The following is a 14,508-nucleotide window of genomic DNA, read 5'->3' as shown; positions in this document are numbered from 1 at the left end:
TCCGGCGGGCGGCCCGACGCGGTCCTTCCTAGGGTCGGCAGCAGGACAACGTTGCCCACCAGGAGGACATCAGGGATGGCCGATCCGACCACCGCCACCAAGAGCCAAGGGCCCCGCTGGGGCATGGTCATCGACCTGCAGAAATGCGTCGGCTGTGACTCATGCACCGTCGCCTGCAAGGCGGAGAACCGAACCCCACCGGGGGTCAGCTACAACGTGGTCATCGAGGAGGAGACCGGCACGTATCCCAACGTGCGCCGGGTCAACATCCCACGACCTTGCATGCAGTGCGACGAACCGCCGTGCGTGACGGTGTGTCCGGTCAACGCGACCTACAAGCACGACAACGGCATCGTGGTGATCGACGGGGATCGCTGCATCGGTTGTCGCTACTGCATCACCGCGTGCCCGTACGGTGCGCGCAGCTTCGACTTCGGCGAGTCCTACGCGGCCGAGGTGACCGGCGCCGACGCGCTGCAATCGCCCGAGTACGGCGTCGACCGCGGTTCCCGTGAGACGTGGAAGGCGCCCATGGGCACCGTCCGCAAGTGCAACTTCTGCATGCACCGTCTGGAGCGCGGCGAGGAACCCGCCTGCTGCGAAACCTGCATCGGCGACGCCCGCTACTTCGGCGACCTGAACGACCCCACCAGCGTCGTCTCGAAGCTGGCCGCCTCGCCGAGGGCCTTCCGGCTCAAGGAGGAGCTCGGAACCCAACCCCGCGTCTACTACCTGCGCTGAAGGAGCCGAATCCATGTCGACCGCGACTGCGCCACGCACCACCACGAAATCCGCCAATCACTGGTGGAGTTACGTCCGCCACGAGCCGTTCCTCACGCCCCGCAACCGCAAGCTCTGGTACGGCTTCCTCGCCGTCGTGCTCGCCCTGGGTGCCTGGCCGATGCTCAGCCGCCTCATCAACGGCGTGTCCGTCACCGACCTCACCTCGCAGATGCCCTGGGGTGCCTGGGTGGCGTTCTACATCTTCTTCGTCGGCCTGTCGGCCGGCGCCTTCCTGCTGTCCAGCTTGATCTACGTGTTCGGCATGACCCAGTACGAGAAGATCGGCCGGGCCGCCCTGCTCTCAGCCATCGTATGCATGGGCGTGGCGCTGGCGTTCATCGGCCTCGACCTCGGGCGCGTCGACCGGGCGCTCATCACCCTGGTCTACTTCCACTGGACCTCACCGCTGAGCTGGGAGGTGCGCTTCTACACGATGTACATCGCCCTGCTCACGGCTGAACTCGTCTTCGCGCTCATGCTGCAGCGCCGCACGATGGAGCCGGCCAAGGCCCACCGGTGGATGCGGATCCTCGGCATCATCGGCGTGCCCCTGGCGATCTTCGGCGTCCACGGCGGCACCGGCACGATCTTCGCCGTCGTCAAGGCACGCGGCATGTGGTTCGGCGGCCTGTTCCCGATCGTGTTCGTCGTCTCGGCCGTCGTGTCCGGAACCGCGCTGGTCATGGCGATCCACTACTGGCAGCGCCGCGGTGCCGGCAAGAGGCCGGACGGCAAGCTCATGCGCCAGCTCTCCACAGTCCTGGTCGGTGCGATCTTCGTCGACCTGGGCCTCATGTTCTACGAGTACATCGTCCCGATCCTGTCCTTCGAGCACACGGACAAGTCGATCATGTCGATCATGGCGTCCGGGCCCTACGCCTGGAGCTTCTGGCTCTTCCAGATCGGCTTCCTCGTCGCCGCGCTCGTCATCTGCCTGTCGCCGCTGAAGAGCAGCGCCGGCTGGCTGGTCACCGCCGCGATGATGGTCGTCGTCGGCATCGTCGGCGTCCGGTTCAACATCGTCGTGCCGCCGCTCATCCCCCCGATCATCGAGGGCTACCCGGTGAACGACTACTTCCCGACCCTGACCGAGTGGGGGGTCATCGCCTTCCTGTGCGCCGGCGGGGCGCTGGCCTACAGCCTCGTGTCCGAGTGGCAACCCATCCACGATCCCGACCCTGACGAGCACGTCCTGAACGAGGAGCTTGCCGCATGACCGCGACCACCACCGACCACAACCAGCCCGAGCCCGACGGCAAGCCTCGCGGCGGCATCAGCCGGCGCGCCGTGATCGGCACCGCCGCCGGAGTCGGCGGCGTGGCAGCCATCGGGGGGATGTTCCACGAGGGGTTCCGGGATCCGTTCACCCAGGCGGTCGCCCACGGCACCGGCGACGAGGCCGACACCTACGATCCCACCGACGTCATCCACTCGATGTGCATGCAGTGCAACTCGTTCTGCACCATCAAGGTGCGCCTCGAGGAGGCCCCCGAGGGCCTCGGGGCGACGGCCCTCGTCCGCAAGATCGCGGGCAACCCGTACTCCGCGCTGACGACCCAGCCGATCGGCCCGATCCCCTACGACACGCCGCCCGCGGACGCCGCGCGCGGCATCGGCACCATGGCGACCGAGGCCCGTTCCCGTTCCGGCGGCATGATCTGCCTCAAGGGCCAGGCCGGCCTGCAGGTCGCACACGACGCGATGCGGCTGACCCAGCCGCTGCGGCGCGTGGGCGCGCGCGGCTCGGGCCAGTGGCAGACCATCACGTGGGAGGAGGCACTGGCCGAGGTGCTCGACGGCAGTCCCGCCCTGGGGACGCCCGGCCTGCGCGACACGATCAAGTTCGCGCCCAAGAAGCCGGTCATGGACGACTGGAAGGCCGTCAAGGACGGCACGATGACCGCAGCCGACTTCGAGGCGAAGTGGGGCGACAAGCTGCTCGACCCCAAGCGCCCCGAACTGGGCCCCCGCTCCAACCGCCTCGCGATCATGGGCGGTGATCGGATGGCCCTCATCGGTGCCCGGATGGCCCTGCAGACCTTCGGCACCATCAACCAGTTCAACCACGGTGGCACCTGCGGCCTGTCCGGGGTCGTGGCGAACGCACAGTCCCACCCCACGACCAACTTCCAGCGCATGTACGCCGACATCGACTACTGCCGCTACCTGATCGTGTGGGGTGCCGAACCCCTCACCGCCAACAAGGGACCGACGTACCTCGCGCCACGGATCGGCCGCGCCCGCGAGCTGGGCATGAAGATGGTCGTGGTCGACCCCCGCATGTCCAAGACGGCGGAGAAGGCCGACGCGTGGCTCCCCGTGCGGCCCGGCCACGACGCCGACCTGGCGTGGGCCATGATCCGCTGGATCATCGACGAGAAGCGCTACGACGAGAAGTACCTCAGGCAGCCGAACAAGGCCTCGGCCAACGCGGCCGGGGAGCCGACCTGGTCGGACGCGTCCTTCCTGGTCAACACGACCGACCCGAAGCGTCCCTACCTCACCGCGGCGGACCTCGGCCTGGCGCCGGCACCCCAGCCCGACCCGGCCACCGGCAAGGCACCGGACGGCGAGCCCGTCTGCCTCGTGGGCGGAGTGCCCGTCGGCACCGCCACGGCGGCGGGCCCGGCCGACCTCGACGTGGAGGTCCAGCTCACGGTCAACGGCGCCCCCATCACGGCGAAGTCGGTGTTCCGTCTGCTGACCGAACGGGCGCACGAACGCACGGTCGAGGAGTGGGCCGAGGCGTCCGGCATCGAGGTCGACACGATCGCCGACGTGGCCCGCAACTTCACCTCCCACGGCAAGCGCGCCGCCATCACCAGCTACCGCGGCCCGGCCATGCACGGCAACGGCTTCGACGCCGTCCGCGCGATCGCCTACCTGAACTTCCTGATCGGCAACCACGACTGGAAGGGCGGTCACATCACGGGCCAGAAGGGCTTCAGCCCGCTGGCGGGACGCTACGACCTGGCGAAGGTCGCCAACCCGAACCAGGCGTGGGGCATCCCGGTCACGCGCGAGAAGGTGAAGTACGAGGACACCGGCTTCTTCAAGGCGGACGGCTACCCCGCCAAGCGTCGCTGGTTCCAGTTCCCCTCGAACGTGTGCCACGAGGTCATCCCCAGCGCGGTGGCGGGCTACCCGTACAACTTGGACGCCCTGTTCATCCACCGGCACAGCCCGCTCAACTCGTCCCCCGGCGGGCACCGCCAGGCCGACATGATGCACGACACCGAGAACATCAAGCTGATCGTCAGCTTCGACCTCGTCATGGGTGACACCTCCCAGCACGCCGACTACGTGCTGCCCGACCCGAGCTACCTCGAGCGGTTCACCCAGGAGGGGATCTACCCGGTCCAGCAGTACGCCGTCACGCAACTCGGGCAACCCACGCTGCGTGCCGTCGAGGGGCCGCGTCCGGTGGAGTGGTTCTACCTGGAGTTGGCCAAGGCCCTCAAGCTGCCCGGTGTGGGGCAGGACGCGTTCGGTCCGGGCGCCCACTTCAACACGGTCGAGGACTACTGGCTCAAGATGGCCGCGAACGTCGCCCACGCGGGCAAGGCCCCCGTGCCGGACGCCGACCCCGAGGAACTGCGGATCTTCACCGAGACGCGCACCAAGCACCTCAAGGAGGCCTTCGACGAGAAGGGCTGGAAGGCCGCCGTCAAGCCCGAGGAGTGGGCGAAGGTGGTCTACGTCCTGAACCGGGGCGGCCGGTTCGAGGGCCACGGAGGCAAGAACCACGAGAACGGCTACGAGGGCGAGTGGCTGAAGTACCGCTACGAGGGCCTGTGCGCCTTCTACGCCCCCAAGGTGGCGGCCGCCAAGGACCCGATGACCGGCAAGGCGTTCGACGGGATCGCGGCCGTGCGGGAGCCCCTGCGCTCCGACGGGTCACCAGTTCCTCGGGAAGGGCTGCCGTTGCAGATGGTCGGCTGGAAGGCGCGCTTCCAAGGCACCTACCGCACCGCCAACTCGCCCTGGTTGCGCGAGGTCCGCTCGAACAACTACCTGACCATCAGCGGCGCAGACGCCGGCCCCCGCGGCATCGCCAGCGGGGATCGCGTCCGCATCCGTTCGGGGTCCGCGGAGGTCGAGGGCGTGGCCCTGGTGACCGAGTCGATCCGGCCCGGCGTCGTGGGGGCCGACTCCACGTTCGGCCACAGTGGGTATGGTGCCCGCCCGATCACCATCGATGGCAAGACGATCGACGTGGAGACCGGTTACGGCCACGGCAAGGCCGCGCAGGCCGTCACGCCGGGCCACGAGGAGACCGGCTTCGCGGGCCCGCGCTCGGTCGGGTTCCCGGTGAACGACCTCCTGCCCGACGATGTGGTGACCTTGGGTCACGGCGGCATGAGCGATCCCATCGGCGGCGGCGCCGTCCAGCTCGACACGTGGGTGGAGGTGTCACGGATCTGACGGCCCTGCTCCCGCGCCCGACGCTGCGCGAGGAGCTCTGCACCAGGCGGCGCGGCTCAGGCTGCGCCGCCTGCGCGGCTGCCTGCCCGAAGGGTGCGTGGACCGTTCCGGGCGGCGACGAGCCGCCACGGCTGGACGCCGACGCCTGCGTCGGCTGCGGCCTGTGCGTCCCGGCCTGCCCGGTGGGGGCGGTGACCGACGTCGGCCCGAACGCGGCGACCGTCGCCGACGGCGTCGCCCTGGCGGGCCCGGGGGACGCCGTCGTTCGCTGCCAGGTCGCCCAGCAGGTGGCCGCCCCCGCCCACGCACCCAGTGTGCTGGTTCCCTGTCTGGCAGCCATCGCCCCCGAGACGCTCGCGGCGGCTGCTGCTCGCCTGGGCAGGGGGGTTCTCGTCCTGGAGCGGAGCGTGTGCGAGGCCTGCCCCCTCGCGTCGATCGAGCACGTGGCCCGCGTGCTGCGCGCGGGAGCGGCGCTGGCGGCGTCCGTGGCGCCCGAGGTGCACCTCACCGACAGCCTCCTGGAGCGGGGCGAGGACGGCGGCCGCAACCGCGGCGCACCGCGACCGGCCGGACGCCCACGCAGCCGTCGGTCCCTCTTCCGCGCCCCTGCGGCGGAACCCACGCCGGCGCCCGCGACGCCACGCGCCCTCCTGCTGGAGGTCGCCCCGGACGCGCCGCTCCCCCGGCTCGCGATCCGGTCCGGCTGCACGGGGTGCGAGGCCTGCGCCCGGGTCTGCCCCACCACGGCCATCCGCTGGGAGAACACGGCCGGCGGCCTCAGGGCCGAGTTCGACCCGCGCGCGTGCGTGGACTGCGGCGAGTGCGCCCGCGTCTGCCCCGAGGACGTCGTCGCGGTGACGGACCGGACCGCGGGGCCGCACACCCTCGTGCCCGTCGCCGCCCTGCGACGAGACCGGTGCACCCGTTGCCGGGCGATCCTCGCGCCAGGCGAGGACGAGTGGTGCGCCCGCTGCCGTGGCAGGCGGGGCATGCTGGACGACGTCTGGGCCGCCCTCGGCTGACTCCCTCAGGTCTCGGGAGCCCGCGGGAGGCGCAGCGTGAAGGTCGCCCCCTGCCCCGGACCGTCGCTCGCCGCAGTCAGGGTGCCGCCGTGCATCTCGGCGATCGTGCGAGCGATGGTGAGGCCGATCCCCGACCCGGTCGTCTCACCCGCGTCCCGGTCCGCCCCGACCCGGAAGAAGCGTTCGAAGAGGTGGGACAGGTCCTCGGCGGCTATGCCCTTGCCCGTGTCGCGCACCCGGAGCACCGCCTCACCACCGCTGCGGCGTCCCTCGACGGTGATGACGCCGCCGGCCGGTGTCGCCCGGATGGCGTTGCCCACCACGTTGGTGACGACCTGTGCGATGCGGTCGGCGTCCGCCACGACCTCGATGGGATCGCTGCCGAGGTCCACGGCGAGGGTGACGCCCGCGTCGTCGGCCTGGGAACGCAGCCGCTCGGCCGGACCCCGCACCGCATCGCGGAGGTCGACGGGCCGGGGATTGAACGCGAGGTGTCCTTCCTCGGCGCGCGACAAGGAGGAGAGATCGTCCGACAGCCGGCGGAGCCGACGCGTCTCATACGCCAGCTGACTCAGGTTCTCGGCGTCCGGAGGCAGGACGCCGTCGATCATGCCCTCCACGTAGCCGTCGATGATGGTCAACGGCGTCCGCATCTCGTGGGCGACGTCGCCGAGCAACCGGAGGCGGCGGGCCTCCGTCGCGGCGAGCGTGGCGCCCAGCTTGTTGACGCTCCGCGCCATCTCGGCCAACTCGGTCTCGACCGGCTCGGGAACGTCGGCGCTGTAGTCGCCCGCAGCGATCCGACGGGTGCCCTCGCGCACCCGGTCGACCGTCCGGCCCACCCTGAACGCGACGAACGCGCCGACCCCGGCCGCGACGAGGGCGCCCGCCAGGACGCCCACGATGAGCGCCTGGTCCACGGTCCGCGCGAAGTCCTCGGCGATGCCCGGACCCGGGCCCAGGCCGAGCTCGGCCCGTGCCACACGGCGCAGTTCGGCGTCGAAGATCTCCGGGGCCAGCAGGCGCACCACCACATACATGACGAGGGCGCCGAGCAGGCCCACGCTCACGTGTCCCGCCAGGAGGCGGAACGACATCCTCCTCATGCCGGGCGCCTCACGTCGGGTCGACCAGCAGGCGGTAGCCGATCCCGCGCACCGTCCCGATGAGCCGGGGGTTGGCCGCGTCGTCCCCGATCGCGGCCCTGATGCGGCGGATGTGCACGTCCACCACGCGTTCGTCCCCGTAGAAGTCGTAGCCCCAGACGCTCTCCAGGAGCTGGGCACGCGAGAAGACGCGGCCGGCATCGGACGCCAGGGCGTGCAGCAGGTCGAACTCGAGCGCGGTCAGGGTCGCGGTGACCCCGTCGACGGAGACGACCCGCGTGCGCGGGTCGATGACGAGGCCGGCCACGCTCAGCACGGGGTCCAACGGTGGCTTGTCCCGGGACCGGGCGGACCTGCGCAGGACCGTGTTCACCCGCGCCACCACCTCGCGGGGGCTGAACGGCTTGGTGACGTAGTCGTCGGCGCCGGCCTCCAGACCGGTGAGCTTGTCGAGTTCCTCGGCGCGCGCGGTGACCAGGATCACCGGGACGTGGGAGGTTTCGCGGATGGCGGCCAGGACGTCCATGCCGCCGAGGTCGGGAAGGCCCAGGTCCAGGAGCACGAGGTCGACGGGGTGGGCGGCGAGCTTGCGGAGGGCCTCGGTTCCGAGAGCCGCCTCGATGACCTCGAATCCGGCATCCACCAGGTAGGCGCGCAGCATCGTCCGGATGGGCCGCTCGTCATCGACGACCAACACACACTGCCCCACAGCCGCTCCTTCGACACCGAGGGTGGACCCGCCCACCTTAGTGGGCGAGTTCGGCCTTGAGCGCGAAGCTGACGAGCCAGTGGGTCGCCATGAAGTCGCCCGAGGTGATCTCGGACGCCACCGCAGCGACCTCGGCGGAGCTCGCCGCAGCGATGCGCGCGGTCGCTCCGGGGTCGAGGACGCCGGCGAGCTCGCGCAGGTGCCACGCTCGGGACAGGGCCAGGCCCAGCAGGTGCGCGGTCTGGCCGTCCGTGGCGTCGACGCCCATCGGGGCGGTCAGAAGGGGGTCGCCCTCGTCCGCCAGCCCGGGCAGGAAGGCGCCCAACCAGTCTCGGAACTCCTCGGTCGGGAGGACGCGCTGCATGAGCACGGCTTCTGACAGCCCAGGCGACAGGAAGTCGTGGCCGCTCGGCTCCCACGCGATCGGGTAGCGGCGATCGGCGCCGAACCACGCGCGGGCGTGGCGGTCGATGACGCCGGCCGTGACCGTGGACCCGACGGAGGCGGCGGCGTCCCGGGCCAGCAGCAGCGCGAACGCTGTGTTGGAGTGGACGCCGTGGCGCACCGGCGCGTGCAGCGTGGGGAGCCAAGCGGTGAACCGTTCAGTGAGCAGGTCGCCCAGCGGCTTCGTGGCCCTGGCCCAGTCCTGGTGGCCCGAGGCGGCGGCGGCCGCCGCCAGTTGGAGCCCCCAGGCCCACCCGTAGGGACGCTCGAAGCTGGGACGCCGTCGCAGCAGTGCCACCTCGGTGGCCACGTTGTCGGCGGTGAGGCGCTCGTCGAGCAGGGCGACCAGGTCGTCGCGCGTCGCCTTTGAAAGCTGGTCGGACGCCTCGGCCAGCAGCGTCATGCCCGACCACAGCATGTGGACGCACGAGTGCCAGTCGAAGCTGCCGTGGAACGCAGGGTGCCGGCGTTGCGGGGTCGCGTCCGTGTCGTCCGGGCCCGTCACCGTGTGTTGGGCCGCCCACGGATAGACCTGACGTACGGCGGCGACGACGGTCCTCGCCCACTCCTCGGCGTGCGCGGACCGCCAGTGGGGCGTCACCTCAGGCCTCGGCCGGTCCCTCGGTGTCCACCTGCTCGCCGGGGGCGGCGTCAGGAACGTCCTGGACGTCGGGGGTCGCGGGCACCTCGGGAATGTCGGGTGTCTCAGGCGCCTGTGGCGTCTCCGGAACCTCGGGCACTGCGGGGACCTCCGGTGCCGCCGGGACGTCGTTCGAGACCGGCTCGGCGGCCTCGACGTGCTCCTGCTCGACGTGCTCCTGCTCGACGTGCTCCTGCTCGACGTGCTCCTGCTCGACGTGCGGGGCGGGAGGCGACGGGTGGGTCGGAGGCGTCGGGACCGGAGTGCTCGGTGACGCGTGCACCGGCATGGCCGGAGCAGCAGCACCGTCGGGTCGGCCACCACGGGAGCGACCACCGCGGGTGCGGGGCCCACGGCGTCCGCCCGCGTCACGATCGCCGCCGTCGGCGTGCGCCTGCGACGCCACCGGAGCGTCGTGGACGTGGTAACCACGGCCCGCGCAGTTCTCGCACTGGACGGTGAACGCCTCCGCGAGCCCGGTGCCGATGCGCTTGCGGGTCATCTGGACCAGGCCCAGCGACGTGACCTCGGCGACCTGGTGGCGGGTGCGGTCACGGCCCAGGCACTCCACGAGCCGGCGGAGCAGGAGCTCACGGTTTGCGGGCAGGACCATGTCGATGAAGTCGATGACGATGATCCCGCCGATGTCGCGCAGGCGGAGCTGCCGGACGACCTCCTCGGCCGCCTCCAGGTTGTTCGACGTGACCGTCGCCTCGAGGTTGCCCTGACTGCCGGTGAACTTGCCCGTGTTCACGTCGATGACCGTCATGGCCTCGGTGCGGTCGATGACGAGCGAACCACCGGACGGCAGGTGCACCTTGCGCTCGAGCGCCTTGGCCACCTGCTCGTGCACGCGGAACTTGTCGAAGATGTCGCCCTCGGTCGCGCGGTCCCAGCGCCGGAGGCGCTCGGACAGGTGAGGGGCCACGTGGGTGACGTAGGCCTCCATGGCGTCCCAGGCGTCCTCGCCCTGGCCGTTGCCGTCGACGACGAGCGCGCTGAAGTCCTCGGTGAAGAGGTCGCGGACGATCCGGACGGTCAGGTCGGGCTCGGTGTAGAGCTGCTGCGGGGCGTTGCCGGCCTTGACCTTCTTCTCGATGACCTCCCACTGCGCGCGCAGGCGGGCCACGTCACGCTCGAGCTCTTCCTGGGAGGCACCCTCGGCGGCGGTGCGGACGATGACGCTCGCCTCCTCGCCGACGGCGTCGTCGAGGATCCCCTTGAGGCGCGCCCGCTCGCTCTCGGGGAGCTTACGGCTGATGCCGGACAGCTGGCCGCCCGGGCAGTAGACGACGTAGCGGCCGGGGATGGAGATGTGCGCCGTCAGGCGGGCACCCTTGGCGCCGATCGGATCCTTGGTCACCTGGACGAGGATCGACTGACCCGACTTCAGCACCTTCTCGACCTTGCGGTCGTCACCGGTCACCCCGAAGGAGTCCCAGTCGACCTCACCGGCGTACAGCACTGCGTTGCGCCCGCGACCGATGTCGACGAACGCCGCCTCCATCGAGGGCAGGACGTTCTGGACCCGGCCCAGGTAGATGTTGCCGATCATGGACGCCGAACTGTCGCGGTCGACGTAGTGCTCGACGAGGATGCCGTCCTCCATGACGGCGATCTGCGTGTAGTCGTCCGCCTGGCGGATCAGCATCTGGCGCTCGACGGCCTCGCGACGGGCCAGGAACTCGGCCTCGGAGAGGATGGGGGCCCGGCGCCGTCCGGCAGCGCGGCCCTCGCGGCGGCGCTGGCGCTTGGCCTCCATGCGAGTGGAGCCCTCGATGCCGGTGATCTCGTCCGTGACCGAACGCGTGCGGGTGGTGCGCGGCTCGCGCACCTTCACGACGACGTCGACGCCCTCCTCGGCGTCCACGTCGGTGTCCTCACCACGACGGCGGCGACGGCGGCGACGCCGGCTGGAGGTCGCGGCCTCACCGGCCTCCCCTCTCGTGTCCCCCTCGCGGTCGGCGTCGGTCTCCTGCTCGTCGCCGGAGTCGCCCTGGTCCTCCTCGGACTCGTCGTCGGCGTCGCCTTCGCTGTCGGCGTCGTCGCCGGCGTCCTCGGCGTCCGCACCCCGGCGGCGGCGGCGCCCGCCCCTACGGCGTCGACGACGACGCGGCGTGGCCTCGTCGCCCGTGTCGCTGTCGTCCACGTCCGCATCCTCGGGACCACGGTCGTCGTCGGCCTCGTCCTGGTCGGACGGGCCGTCCTCGCCCCCGATGGCCGCGGCCAAGTTGTCCAGGGCCGCCGACACATCGGCGGGGCGGAAGGGATTCGCCATCTCGTCCGAGAGGCGCGGGCGCTCGGCAGCCAGCTGGGCCAGTTCATCGCCCAGCGCATCCGACGCCTCGGCGCCACGGGCGGCCTGATCTGCTTCGGCGCTCGTGTCCGCCTCGACGCGACGTCCACGGCGACGGGCCGGACGGCGTCGGGGAGTCGGGGCGGGCTCCTCGGCGACTGCCTCCTCGGCGGGCGTGTCCTCAGCAAGTGGCGCCTGCGCGGGCGCCTCTTCGGCGGGCCTGTCCTCGGCGGGTGCATCTTCGACTGGTGTCTCGTCTTCGACTGGTGTCTCGTCGACGGCTGCCTCCTCGACGGGTGCGTCCTCGGCCGACACGTCTTGTGCCGGGGCGAGCTCGTCGGCCAACTCGGCGTCGTCGGCGTCCAGCGCCGCCTCGACCGGGCTCACCGGCGACTCGACCTCGGCGTCGGCAGACGGCTCCTGGTCAGACGTGGCGACCCCGTCGGAGAGGGGTTCGGCCGGGCTCTCGACCACGGGTGCGCCGACGGGGACCTCACTCCACTCCGCCTCGACGGACTCGGGTTCGACCGGCGCGATCTCGACGGGGGCCGGCGCTGTCTCGATGGCCTTGGGCGGCCCCGCCGGACGGCTCGCCGCGCGGCGGCGCCGAGGCGCGGGCGTGGACGACTGCTGGGAGTCTGCGGGTGCGCCGACGGGGGCATCCGAATCGAGCATGGTGCTCTCCTCTACACGACAGGATCACCTGTCGAAACGTGCGCCGTGCCCTGGCATCGTGGCCGAACACGGCGAAGCTTGCGGTTTGACGGGGCCGCCGCGGTCGACGTGTGGTCGTCGCGGCTAAAGCCCGGTCAGGCGCCGGGGGCGGCGTCCAACCTGGGTGTCATTCTTCCACACCCGAGGGCGAAACCCCAGCTAGACACCCGGGTCCGCCTCGTCGGCGTCCCGTTCCGGCGTCTCGAAGGGACCCACGGTCCGGCTCCCGTCCCACTCCCCCTGTGCCAGTCGCGTCAGCAACGGAGGCTCGGCGGGGACGAAGGCCTCGTCAGCACGGCCGAGCGCCTGCAGGACGTCATCGGGGCGCACGAGCGGGACGCCGTGGCGGGACACGAGCACCAGCGTGTCGTCGCCCGTCACCCTCAGGTCGATGATGGCGGCGCGAGCGTCGAAGGTGCGCAGGCCGGTCTTGGTCATGCGGTCGACCTCGGCGTGGTCGGACGCCAGCAGCGCGGCCACGGCGGACTCCAGGACCTGTCGCGACAAGCCGGCCACACGGATCTCCCACGTCGACGCCTGGAGCCGATCAGCGATGCCGCCGGGCGGCGACGGGACGACCTCCAGGACGACGAGCCCATCGGGGAGCGCTCCGTTGAGGGCGGTGGCCACGGCGTCCGGGTCGACGACCACACTCAGGCTGATCTCCAGGTACTCCGCCTCGGTGGCGGCACCCGTCGGGGACGCGTTGGAGAACGAGATCCGCTGGTGGGGGTTGTAGCCCGAACTCAGCGCCATCGGAACACCCGCCCGACGGAGGGCCCGTTCGAACGCACGGTGGAAGTCCCGGTGGCTGGTGAAGCGCGCCCGCCCCCGCTTCGCGTAACGGACCTGCAGCTTCTGCGCCGGCGGGGCCTGCTGCTCGGGTTGGCGTCGTTGCTCTGTCACGGCTGATCATCCTAGGTCCAACGCCCCTCCTGGGCATGCTTCCCTCCCCCGGGCATGCTTGGCTCCCCCGGCATGCTTCGCTCCCGGGCTGCCGTCGTGGTGGCTGCCCGCGCGGGGCTCTGGTGGCGGGTCAGGTGGTGCGGGTGGGGGGTGTGGGGAGGTCGGTGCGGGGGATGAATCCGGCGGTGATGGTGAGGGGTTGGGGTGGGATGTGTTCGGTGTGCCGGTGCGTCACGTGGGTGCCTTGCCGGGTGACTTCGTAGCCGGACCCGAGCGGGCTGGTGATCGTGAACCGGCCCGGGTCGGATTGCTCGTACTTCCACTGGCCGTGGGTCTTGGCGCGGTGCACGAACTGCGACAGGCAGCCCAGGTTGCTGGGCCTGGTTTGCCGCGGCCGACCGTGGCGCCAGAACTGGGTGTGGTCTCGTTGGCAGCCGGCCGCGGGCCGGGACGAGAAGGGGAACACCTCGAACCCGTCCCGGACCACCACCTGCCGACCGATCCCGGCCGGCACCTCGTAGGCATCCACCGCCGGATCGTCGGCCAGGTCGATGACCGGCAGGACGCGGACCCGGTGGTGTTGCAGGAGGTCCCGGACCTGCCCCAGCAGCAGGGCCCCCAGGTCGCCGCCACCCCGGTTCGCGGTCGGGCCGACCAGTTGGGTCCGCGCCAACGGGCTCCCCGGCACCACGTGCACCACCAGCGTCGCCTCCGGACGCGGCAGACCACCGGGGAGTGGGGTGTCGCTCGGCTTGGCGAGATCGGCCAGGGCTTGCGCGCGCAACCGGTCGAGGGGGTCGGTCGCCCCGTCGGTGACCTTCTGCCGGGCGAGGGTCTCGACCGCGTTCGCCAGGACCAGGGCGTCCTCGCTGTGCAGGCGCGCGTACACACTCGAGATGCCCTCCCCCTCGTGCACGATCCGCACGAACGTCTCCGACCGCTTGCTGTCGGCCCGCTCGATCGCACCCTGGGGGTCGGCCGCCACGATCAGGCCCCCCAACTTCCGCAAGACGCGTGGCCACGCCAAGCGGCCCAGTGCCGGGAACAATGCCTCATCCACCTCCCGGCACGCCGACAGGGTGAGCAGGCTCGTCTTCTGGGCCAGCTTGCGGGCCTGCCACACCGGCAGCAAGCCCCGATGCAACGCCTCCCACGTCCGCGGCATCCGCTCCCGCAGGTCCACCACGTCCGACACCAGCGAGCGGGCACTGTCGGCCGAGAAGCCCATCAGGGCGGCGAGTTCGAGGATGAGGAATTCGGCGAACACCGGTGTGCCGTCGTGCCCCGACGCCACCAGGCGTTCGGCACCCTCCACCAGCGATTCGGGCACCGTGTCGTACAGGTCGACCAACTCGGCGACCAGATCCACCTCACAAACCTCCAGGGCACGACGACTCTCGCGCACCTGCACCAACTCACCCGCCACCTGGCGAGCACTCCTCAGGGGTAGGACTTCCATGACC

The 14,508-nt window shown here is 71.2% G+C and carries 10 protein-coding genes; 4 read left to right on the top strand and 6 right to left on the bottom strand.

Annotated elements, in window-relative coordinates:
* Positions 1-75 precede the first annotated feature (75 nt).
* From AC5YDV_RS10165 to AC5YDV_RS10150, 4 genes are read left to right on the top strand one after another with little or no spacing between them, the layout of a single operon-like run.
* Positions 76-741 carry a 4Fe-4S dicluster domain-containing protein gene (locus AC5YDV_RS10165; RefSeq protein ID WP_496183117.1) on the top strand — a complete coding sequence of 222 codons (666 nt, stop codon included), beginning with the start codon at positions 76-78 and terminating at the stop codon, positions 739-741.
* A 13-nt stretch (positions 742-754) separates the two neighbouring features.
* Positions 755-1,999 carry an NrfD/PsrC family molybdoenzyme membrane anchor subunit gene (gene nrfD / locus AC5YDV_RS10160; RefSeq protein ID WP_496183118.1) on the top strand — a complete coding sequence of 415 codons (1,245 nt, stop codon included), beginning with the start codon at positions 755-757 and terminating at the stop codon, positions 1,997-1,999.
* On the top strand, positions 1,996-5,208 hold the full coding sequence (locus AC5YDV_RS10155) for a molybdopterin-dependent oxidoreductase (RefSeq protein ID WP_496183119.1): 3,213 nt from the start codon (positions 1,996-1,998) through the stop codon (positions 5,206-5,208). The genes nrfD and AC5YDV_RS10155 overlap by 4 nt, the downstream gene beginning before the upstream one ends.
* Positions 5,184-6,230 carry a 4Fe-4S dicluster domain-containing protein gene (locus tag AC5YDV_RS10150; protein WP_496183120.1) on the top strand — a complete coding sequence of 349 codons (1,047 nt, stop codon included), beginning with the start codon at positions 5,184-5,186 and terminating at the stop codon, positions 6,228-6,230. The genes AC5YDV_RS10155 and AC5YDV_RS10150 overlap by 25 nt, the downstream gene beginning before the upstream one ends.
* A gap of 5 nt (positions 6,231-6,235) precedes the next feature.
* Here AC5YDV_RS10150 and AC5YDV_RS10145 read toward each other — a convergent pair whose 3' ends face one another.
* From AC5YDV_RS10145 to AC5YDV_RS10120, 6 genes are all read right to left on the bottom strand, one after another.
* Entirely contained in the window at positions 6,236-7,336 is a 1,101-nt protein-coding gene (locus AC5YDV_RS10145; protein ID WP_496183121.1) for a sensor histidine kinase, read from the bottom strand.
* Between the two features lie 10 nt (positions 7,337-7,346).
* The gene (locus AC5YDV_RS10140) at positions 7,347-8,045 is read right to left on the bottom strand and encodes a response regulator (protein WP_496183122.1); all 699 of its coding nucleotides are present in this window, start codon (positions 8,043-8,045) and stop codon (positions 7,347-7,349) included.
* Between the two features lie 37 nt (positions 8,046-8,082).
* Complete coding sequence (locus tag AC5YDV_RS10135) at positions 8,083-9,090, bottom strand: DUF2891 family protein (RefSeq protein WP_496183123.1); 1,008 nt, start codon at positions 9,088-9,090, stop codon at positions 8,083-8,085.
* Between the two features lies 1 nt (position 9,091).
* Complete coding sequence (locus AC5YDV_RS10130) at positions 9,092-12,100, bottom strand: Rne/Rng family ribonuclease (protein WP_496183124.1); 3,009 nt, start codon at positions 12,098-12,100, stop codon at positions 9,092-9,094.
* Positions 12,101-12,298: 198 nt separating this feature from the next.
* Entirely contained in the window at positions 12,299-13,045 is a 747-nt protein-coding gene (locus AC5YDV_RS10125) for a TIGR03936 family radical SAM-associated protein (RefSeq protein ID WP_496183125.1), read from the bottom strand.
* A 130-nt stretch (positions 13,046-13,175) separates the two neighbouring features.
* Positions 13,176-14,508, bottom strand: a 1,333-nt coding sequence (locus tag AC5YDV_RS10120) for a DUF222 domain-containing protein (RefSeq protein ID WP_496192480.1), incomplete at its 5' end; no start/stop codon positions are given.

The sequence above is a fragment of the Propioniciclava sp. LT432 genome (assembly GCF_059515965.1).
This window is presented reverse-complemented; position numbering and strand designations above follow the sequence as displayed.

Coding starts and splice junctions, on each gene's coding strand:
- AC5YDV_RS10165 (WP_496183117.1), top strand. CDS start 76: ATGGCCGATCCGACCACCGCCACCAAGAGCCAAGGGCCCCGCTGGGGC.
- nrfD (WP_496183118.1), top strand. CDS start 755: ATGTCGACCGCGACTGCGCCACGCACCACCACGAAATCCGCCAATCAC.
- AC5YDV_RS10155 (WP_496183119.1), top strand. CDS start 1,996: ATGACCGCGACCACCACCGACCACAACCAGCCCGAGCCCGACGGCAAG.
- AC5YDV_RS10145 (WP_496183121.1), bottom strand. CDS start 7,336: ATGAGGAGGATGTCGTTCCGCCTCCTGGCGGGACACGTGAGCGTGGGC.
- AC5YDV_RS10130 (WP_496183124.1), bottom strand. CDS start 12,100: ATGCTCGATTCGGATGCCCCCGTCGGCGCACCCGCAGACTCCCAGCAG.